Source organism: Bradyrhizobium sp. KZN70725 (assembly GCF_055264925.1).
This window is the reverse complement of sequence record NZ_JBUYWT010000122.1, coordinates 1-7092: the sequence shown is the minus strand read 5'-3', so window position 1 is coordinate 7092 and position 7092 is coordinate 1. Positions and strand designations below refer to the sequence as shown.

Genomic DNA, 7092 nt, shown 5'->3' with positions numbered 1-7092 from the left:
CGAACATTCGGTTGTCGCGCCCGGTCGAGCCCTTCTGATCGGGGCGCCCTATGATCAACGGCGCCATCCGCTTCCACGCCGCGTCGCTCAATACCAAACGGTCCATCACACTCAAGGCGGCCTCCCCAAAAGCAGCCTTGAATCTGATTTGCTCCTAAAAGGGAATCCCTAGAGTCCACACCACCTAGGGTTTGGTGGTCCGTTGAGCTTCCACCGCAACGGTGCTCTCGACGGGCTCGTAAGGCTCCGTCACGCAATTGTCGTCGGCCCCGACCTGCCGGCGATCGAAGATCGAGCCTTCATTGATGAAGACGCGATAGGTCTGCGTCCCCAGCGGCTTGCCGATTACCGATGTCAGCTCGGCGCGTACGCATGCCGTCCAGCCGGTGCCGCGCGGGTCGTGCAGCGGGGCGGAGACCCTCACATGGGTCGGCTGTGAACCGGCCGTGAACACCGAATCCAGCTTGCCCGCGACCAGCCGTTTGACGTCCGGAGGCATCTCGAGCGGCGCCGGCTCGGGGGCCTTGACCTTCAAGGCCTCCGGCCACACCGCATGGCTGTCCGCCAGGCCGCAGCCACTCAATATTAAGGCGGCGCCGGCCAGCAGCGCCGCCAGATGTACTTGTCCCTGTCCCATTCAGCGCATTTAATGTGCCGCCGTCAGGATTGCGCCCCCTGGTGGCGCTGAATTCGCGTGAGGCGGCGCTTTGTCGATCAACAAATGTCGAGCGACAAGTTATCGTTGGGGTAGAGGTATTACCGGATGTTGCTGCGGCGGCGGGGGAGACAGACTGACATGAAACGCTTCACGGTTGCTGCCGTCATCCTGGCGCTGCTCGCGACACCCACCCTGGCCCAGGGCCGGCGAGGGGGCGGTGGAGGCGATACGAAGACGGAGCAGAAGCCCAAGGTCGACGAGAAGGCCTACAAGGCCGCGCTCGATCGGATCCCCGAGCCCAAGGAGAAATACGATCCCTGGGGTGTCACCAAGCCGGCAGCGGATCCGGCCAAGAAGCCGAAATAGCCGGCCTCACCAGGTCTCGGCGGCCATTCGACATTCGACCGGCGTCGGTCGGCAGCACATTTGCCGCAAGGCATGAACCTTGGCCTGACGGCCTCCGACCCATCTTCGATGTCATTGTCGGAGGCCGCCATGCTTCGCCGTTCGCTCCTCAGCCTGATCGTTCCGGCAGCGATCCTGCTCGGCGCCGTGCCGGCGTCGGCGGAAAACCGGCTGGCGCTGGTGATCGGGCAGTCGGCCTACAAGTCGGTGCCCGCGCTGCCGAATCCGGCCAACGACGCCAAGGCTGTGTCGCAAATGCTGACCGATGCCGGATTTGCGGTGACGGCCGCATCGGACCTGTCGCAGGACGAGATGCGCGCACGGCTCAGCGATTTCGCTGGCCAGGTGGCGGCGAAAGGCGCCGATACCGTGGCGCTGGTGTTCTATGCCGGGCATGGCCTGCAGATCGACGGCGAGAACTATCTGGTGCCGGTCGATGTCGATCCGAAGCGCGAGGCTGATATCCCGATCCAGGCGGTTCGGCTCAACGACGTCCTGAATACGCTCACCTCAGTTCCGAGTCGGATGCGCATCGTGCTGCTCGATGCCTGCCGCAACAATCCTTTCCCGGAGCTCAGCAAGACCGCGGGGCACGGGCTCGCCATCGTCGATGCCAGGGTCGGCGCGCCCGGCACGTTCGTGTCGTTCTCGACCTCGCCGGGAGCGGAAGCCGAGGACGGCAGCGGCGCCAACAGCCCCTACACCACCGCGTTGCTGGCCTCGGCCAAGGAGCCGGGCATCCCGATCGAGGACACCTTCAAGCGCGTTCGCCTCGCGGTGAACAGGGCAACCGACGGTCGCCAGACGCCGTGGGACTCGTCCTCGCTCACCGACGACTTCCGTTTCATGGTGGGGACAGCGGCGTCGCCCGCAGTGACGCCGCCACCGGCCGCGGCCAAACGCACGGTCGACGAATGGAAGCGCGAGTTGCAGGGCAAGCCGATCGAGGCCGCGAATGAACTGATGGTGGTCGATGGCTCCGACGAATCCTATGAGGCCTTCGCCGCGATCTTCGCCGGCACGCCGCGCGGCCTGCAGGCGCGCGACTGGCTCGACCGGCATCGCCGCATGCTAGCGTGGAATAACGCGATCCTCATCAACACGGCGGCGGCCTATCGCGGCTTCCTCGCGCAATATCCTGACACCGACCTGACAGCGACCGCGCGCAAGATGATCGAACGGCTGCGCTACCGTCCCGATCCGGCGCCCGCCGTCGCGCTCAGCGTGCCCGCGACCAGCGTCGCGCTGGCGGCACCAACCTGTCCCTGCAACGCGGCGCCGCCGCAACAGCCGCTGCAGCAGAGGGCCAACGTGCCGGTGAAAAAGCGTGCCGATCCCGATCCGCCGCGGCGCGCGGGCAAGCGCCCGCCGCGCGTCGTCGTTGAGGACGACGTCGTGGTGGTGCGCCGTCCGCCTCCAACCGTGGTCTACGAGCCTGCCGGACCGCCGATCGGAATCGGAATCGGGATCGGCATCGGCGGCGGCGGTGGTGGTTATCGCGGCAACTACGGCGGCGGCTATCGCCGGGGTGGATACTGACGCGACGATCGCGTAAATGCTTTCCCGCATGAGATGCGGCGCCCGGTGATCGCATCCTGGGGGAGGACGCGATGCGGTCGCTGTTTTGCCTGCTTGCCGCGCTGCTGCTGTGTGGTCAGCCGGCGCGCGCCTGGGAGTATTGGGGCGGCGACCGCGGCGGACAACGCTTCTCGCCGCTGACGCAGATCACATCGGACAATGTCGGCAAGCTGCTGCGCGGCTGGGAATTCCGCACCGGCGATCTCGATACTCGCCCGCCCGAGGTCATGAAGCGCACCAAGTTCGAGGTGACGCCGCTGTTCGTCGAGGACAGCCTGATCCTCTGCACGCCGTTCAACGAAGTGATCGCGCTCGATCCCGGCACCGGTGCGCAGAAATGGCGTTTCGATCCGAAGATCAGCATGGCGCAACGGCCGGCCAATCGCTTTGTCTGCCGCGGCGTCGCGTACTGGACGGATGATCGCGCGGCGGAAGGCGCCGCCTGCAAGTCACGCATCTTCACCGGCACCAACGACAGGCGCCTGATCGCGCTCGACGCCAGAACCGGCAAGCCTTGCGCCGATTTCGGCAACGGTGGCGAGATCAAGATCGACGTTGGCATGAAGCTGGAATGGCCGGGCGAGTTTCAGATCACGTCGGCGCCGGTGACGGGACGCGGCGTGGTCGTGGTGGGCTCCGCGATCGGCGACAACCGGCGGGTCGACGCGCCGCTCGGCGCGGTGCGCGCCTTCGATGCGCGAACCGGACAGCCGCGCTGGAGCTTCGATCCGCTCGTGCACAATGGCGTCGAGGCCGGCCACAGCAATGTCTGGGCGCCGATGTCGGTGGACGAGGAGCGCGGCCTGGTGTTCCTGCCGACGACATCGCCCAGTCCGGACTTCTGGGGCGGCAAGCGCCCCGGCAATGACGAGCACGCCAATTCCGTGGTCGCGCTGCGGATCGAGACCGGCGAACTCGCATGGGCATTCCAGACCGTGCATCACGACGTCTGGGACTACGACCTGCCGGCGCAGCCGACGCTGGCGCGGATCGACACCGGCGATGATCAACGCGACGTCGTGATCCAGCCGACCAAGCAGGGCTTTGTCTTCGTGCTCGATCGCGACACCGGCAAGCCGGTGTGGCCGGTCGAGGAGCGCGCGGTGCCGCAGAACGGTGCCGTGGGCGAGAGGCTGTCGCCGACGCAGCCGTTCCCGACCCATGTGCCGCCGCTGCTGACGCAGCGGATGACGGCCGATGATGTCGCCGGTCTGTTGCCGGGCATCGGGAGCCCGGCTTGCGAGAAGCTGTTCGCGCAATCCCGTAATGAGGGCCTTTACACGCCGCCGTCGACGCTAGGCACCGTGATCTATCCGATGACAGGCGGCGGGGTGAACTGGGGCGGCGCGGCGTTCGATCCGGTCAATCAGCTCCTCTACGCCAATGTCAGTCATGCGGCGCACATCGTCACACTGATTCCACGCGACCAGGCCAAGGGCTTCAACCCGCCGCCGGGTCATGAATTCGGCCAGCAGGAAGGGGCGCCGTTCGCGATGTCGCGGGCGCTGGCGAAGTCGGCGGTCGGGTCGCCCTGCAACAAGCCGCCATGGGGCGAGACGGTGGCGGTCGATCTCAAGGCCGGCAAGATCCTCTGGCATTCGTCGGTCGGCACCAGCGAGGATCTCGCGCCGCTCGGCATCGCGCTCAATACCGGCACGCCGCTGGTCAACGGCGTCGCGATCACCGCGGGCGGCCTGGTGTTCACCGGCGCGATGGATGCCTATCTGCGCGCGTTCGATGCCAGGTCGGGAAAGCAGCTGTGGCTCGGCCGCCTTCCGGTGCCGGGCGTCGCCAATCCGATGACCTATCTCTGGAAGAGCGAGCAGTACGTCGTGATCGGCGCCGGCGGCCATTCCGAAGCCGGCACCTCAATCGGCGATAGCGTGGTGGCGTTTCGCCTGCCGCGTCAGGGCGAGGGGGCATCGTTGTGGACCCGCCTGATCGATCGGCCCGGCGGGCGGTTCACCGCCAAGGCTGTGGCCGCCGGTCTCGTGCTCGTCGCCCTCGTTGCGCTGTTGTGGCGCTGGCGACGGAGCCGTCGCTCGCGATCCGCTTAGGTGCTCACCTGCCGCAGGTCCGCGCCGCCAAAATATCGAAAACAACCCCATGCAAAGGTGCCGGCAGCTGCCGGCGTTCGAAAAGCAACTTGACACGTCGGGCAACTCAGGGTTACTTTTCTACTATTCCGAAATGATGCAAGCGTCGCCTCGCTCCGCTAAAGCGCGATGAATTCAGGTTCTTCGCCGCCTCTGACTGGTCCGGTATTGGGTGCAGTCCGGACTTCTCATCAACGATCCTCGACCGCCGCATTTGACCCATCTCCGACATCATCCCTCCGGCACCCCGGCTACGCGCATGCCCTCGCAAAGGCGCTCTTGTCCCGCGAGATAAATAGGATTGTCGCTTATCTTGGCGGCGCGCAAGCGGCGGATCGTAAAGCCTGGGTTGAGCGCAAATCCCGCTTTCGCAGCAGTTCGCGCCTCATCCAGCGCGCCGAGCAAGCCCAAGGCAGCGGCGAGCGAAAAATGGGCAAGAGGATGAGTGCGGTTGGCCTCAATGCTTCGTCGCAGCCAACTGACCGCTTCGGCATCCGCACCGAGATGTAGCTTCGCCGTGCCCACAAAACGCATCAACCGGTTGGCAACGAGATCGCGAGGGGACAGACGAAGAGCCTCGAGTACATGGCCTTCAGTCTCGGTAGGACAACCCATATAGAGTTTGGCTAAACCGATAACGCCATGAGCATAAGCCAAATTGCGATCAAGTGCTAATGCCTGCTCGCATTCGGTAATCCCTTGCGCGGCGCGGTTTGTGTTAATGTAGACGAGTGCGAGTATCAGACGGGCCGCGGCAATGTTGGGAGCTAGTGAAAGTGCTTTGATCGCGTTCGCTTCGGCTGCCGAAAGAAGCGCGGCTCGCTCGTCCGTTAGCAGGTCGGCTCCCACTGTCAGATCGACGTTTGCCATGCCGATCAACGCCCAAATCGCTCCAGCCCCTCGGGGATCGATCACCAAAGCACGCTCAAAAAAGCCGCGCGCCCGGGTCGCGTGCTCAAGGGTCGGCCCATTGTAGAAGCAGGCAGTACCCTGAAAGAACAGGTCTATTGCGTCGGGATGCAGTAACCGCTCCGCTTTTCGTGCCTCGACTACAAAGAGCTGGGCACCTAACGAGTTGGCGAGCCTCGATACGATTTCGTCCTGCATATCGAAAAGATCGGCGACAGGCTTTTCGAAGCGCTCGGCCCAAAGATGTTTGCGGCTTTCGGCATCGGTGAGCTGCACGTTCACTCGAAGCCGCTTGCCGCTGAGCTGCATGGAACCTCCAAGCACGTACCGGACGTTCAACTCGCGGCCGACTTGCCGTACGTCGATTGCTTTGCCCTTGTACGAGAACGCGCTGTTCCGGGCGATTACGAACAAGCCGCTGATGCGCGACAAGTCTGTCGTTAAGTTCTCGGTTACACCGTCGACGAAATAGTTTTGTTCAGGATCGCCGCTGAGGTTGGCGAATGGCAGCACAACGATGGAAAGACGAGGCGGTGAAAGCGCGCTCGATTCCGTGCGGTGAGATCGTGTCGTTGGGCCGGGTTCATCCCAGGTCACGGCATAGGTCCGGACCGGGCGGGTGATGTTTTTGAAGTTTTGATCGCCCAAATCGACGAACTCAACGCCGACCTTGCCTCGCACTTGATCGTAGGCAGAAGACGAGATGCAGATGCCGCCCGACTCTGCGAAACCTTCAAGCCGCGCCGCGATGTTAACGCCGTCCCCGAATATGTCATGGGCCTCGACGATTACGTCGCCGATGTTGACTCCCACGCGGAAGGCAACGCGCCTTTCTTTCTTCTCTTGGATTGTTAGTTCCTTGATGCGGGTCTGAAACTGTATGGCGGCTCGGACAGCCTCAACTGAGCTTGTAAACTCCGCCAAGAACCCATCGCCAGTGTTCTTCACGATGCGTCCGCCGTGTTCAGCGATTGCTGGCACAACAGCGTCCGCCAAGAGCGCTGTCAATTTGGCGTGTGTCGCCTCTTCGTCATCGTGCATGAGCCGCGAATAGCCAGCCACATCGGCGGCTAATATCGCCGACAACCTCCGCTCGACAGGGAATGGCCGCTCCTGCACCATGGCTCTCAGCCCAACCGACGAGATATTGTACGACGGATCGGGAGATCGGGCTACACTGCTAATATCGCCTGATGGCCTCGACCGGACATTCACCACAGCATCGCCGGTATCGGCTTTTGAGAGCGACACCGACCTCGCTATCCCCGCTCGCATACACTGGATTCTCGACTACACGCCCTGTTCTCATCACGCTTTAGTCTTACTGTGTCATAGGTGGATCGGCGGGTCGCGCCCTTTGATGAGCCGGATGCAGCAAGGACACCTTTGCATGCGGCCGAGGAGCGCGACGCTCAAGCGGCGTCGCATTGTTGCGATCGAGTTGGG

Annotated in this window: 5 protein-coding genes and 1 pseudogene; 3 read left to right on the top strand and 3 right to left on the bottom strand. The window is 63.8% G+C overall.

Going from position 1 to position 7092, the window contains the following annotated elements; genetic code table 11:
* Both ACZBJS_RS41660 and ACZBJS_RS41655 read right to left on the bottom strand, forming a co-directional pair.
* Positions 1-106 (bottom strand): annotated as a pseudogene (locus tag ACZBJS_RS41660) (IS5/IS1182 family transposase); the annotation flags it as partial.
* 78 nt (positions 107-184) lie between these two features.
* Positions 185-637 carry a hypothetical protein gene (locus tag ACZBJS_RS41655; protein ID WP_316399395.1) on the bottom strand — a complete coding sequence of 151 codons (453 nt, stop codon included), beginning with the start codon at positions 635-637 and terminating at the stop codon, positions 185-187.
* A 159-nt stretch (positions 638-796) separates the two neighbouring features.
* Here ACZBJS_RS41655 and ACZBJS_RS41650 point away from each other — a divergent pair, with 159 nt between their 5' ends.
* The 3 genes from ACZBJS_RS41650 (at position 797) to ACZBJS_RS41640 (ending at position 4698) form a co-directional block, all read left to right on the top strand.
* Positions 797-1024: a hypothetical protein gene (locus ACZBJS_RS41650; protein ID WP_016848541.1), complete on the top strand. Its 228-nt coding sequence runs from the start codon at positions 797-799 to the stop codon at positions 1022-1024.
* 129 nt (positions 1025-1153) lie between these two features.
* Positions 1154-2602: a caspase family protein gene (locus tag ACZBJS_RS41645; RefSeq protein WP_168854958.1), complete on the top strand. Its 1449-nt coding sequence runs from the start codon at positions 1154-1156 to the stop codon at positions 2600-2602.
* A gap of 71 nt (positions 2603-2673) precedes the next feature.
* Positions 2674-4698 (top strand): pyrroloquinoline quinone-dependent dehydrogenase, encoded by a 2025-nt coding sequence (locus ACZBJS_RS41640; protein WP_316399394.1) that lies wholly within the window; start codon positions 2674-2676, stop codon positions 4696-4698.
* Positions 4699-4968: 270 nt separating this feature from the next.
* Here ACZBJS_RS41640 and ACZBJS_RS41635 read toward each other — a convergent pair whose 3' ends face one another.
* Entirely contained in the window at positions 4969-6768 is a 1800-nt protein-coding gene (locus ACZBJS_RS41635) for an adenylate/guanylate cyclase domain-containing protein (RefSeq protein WP_316399396.1), read from the bottom strand.
* Positions 6769-7092: the final 324 nt, after the last annotated feature.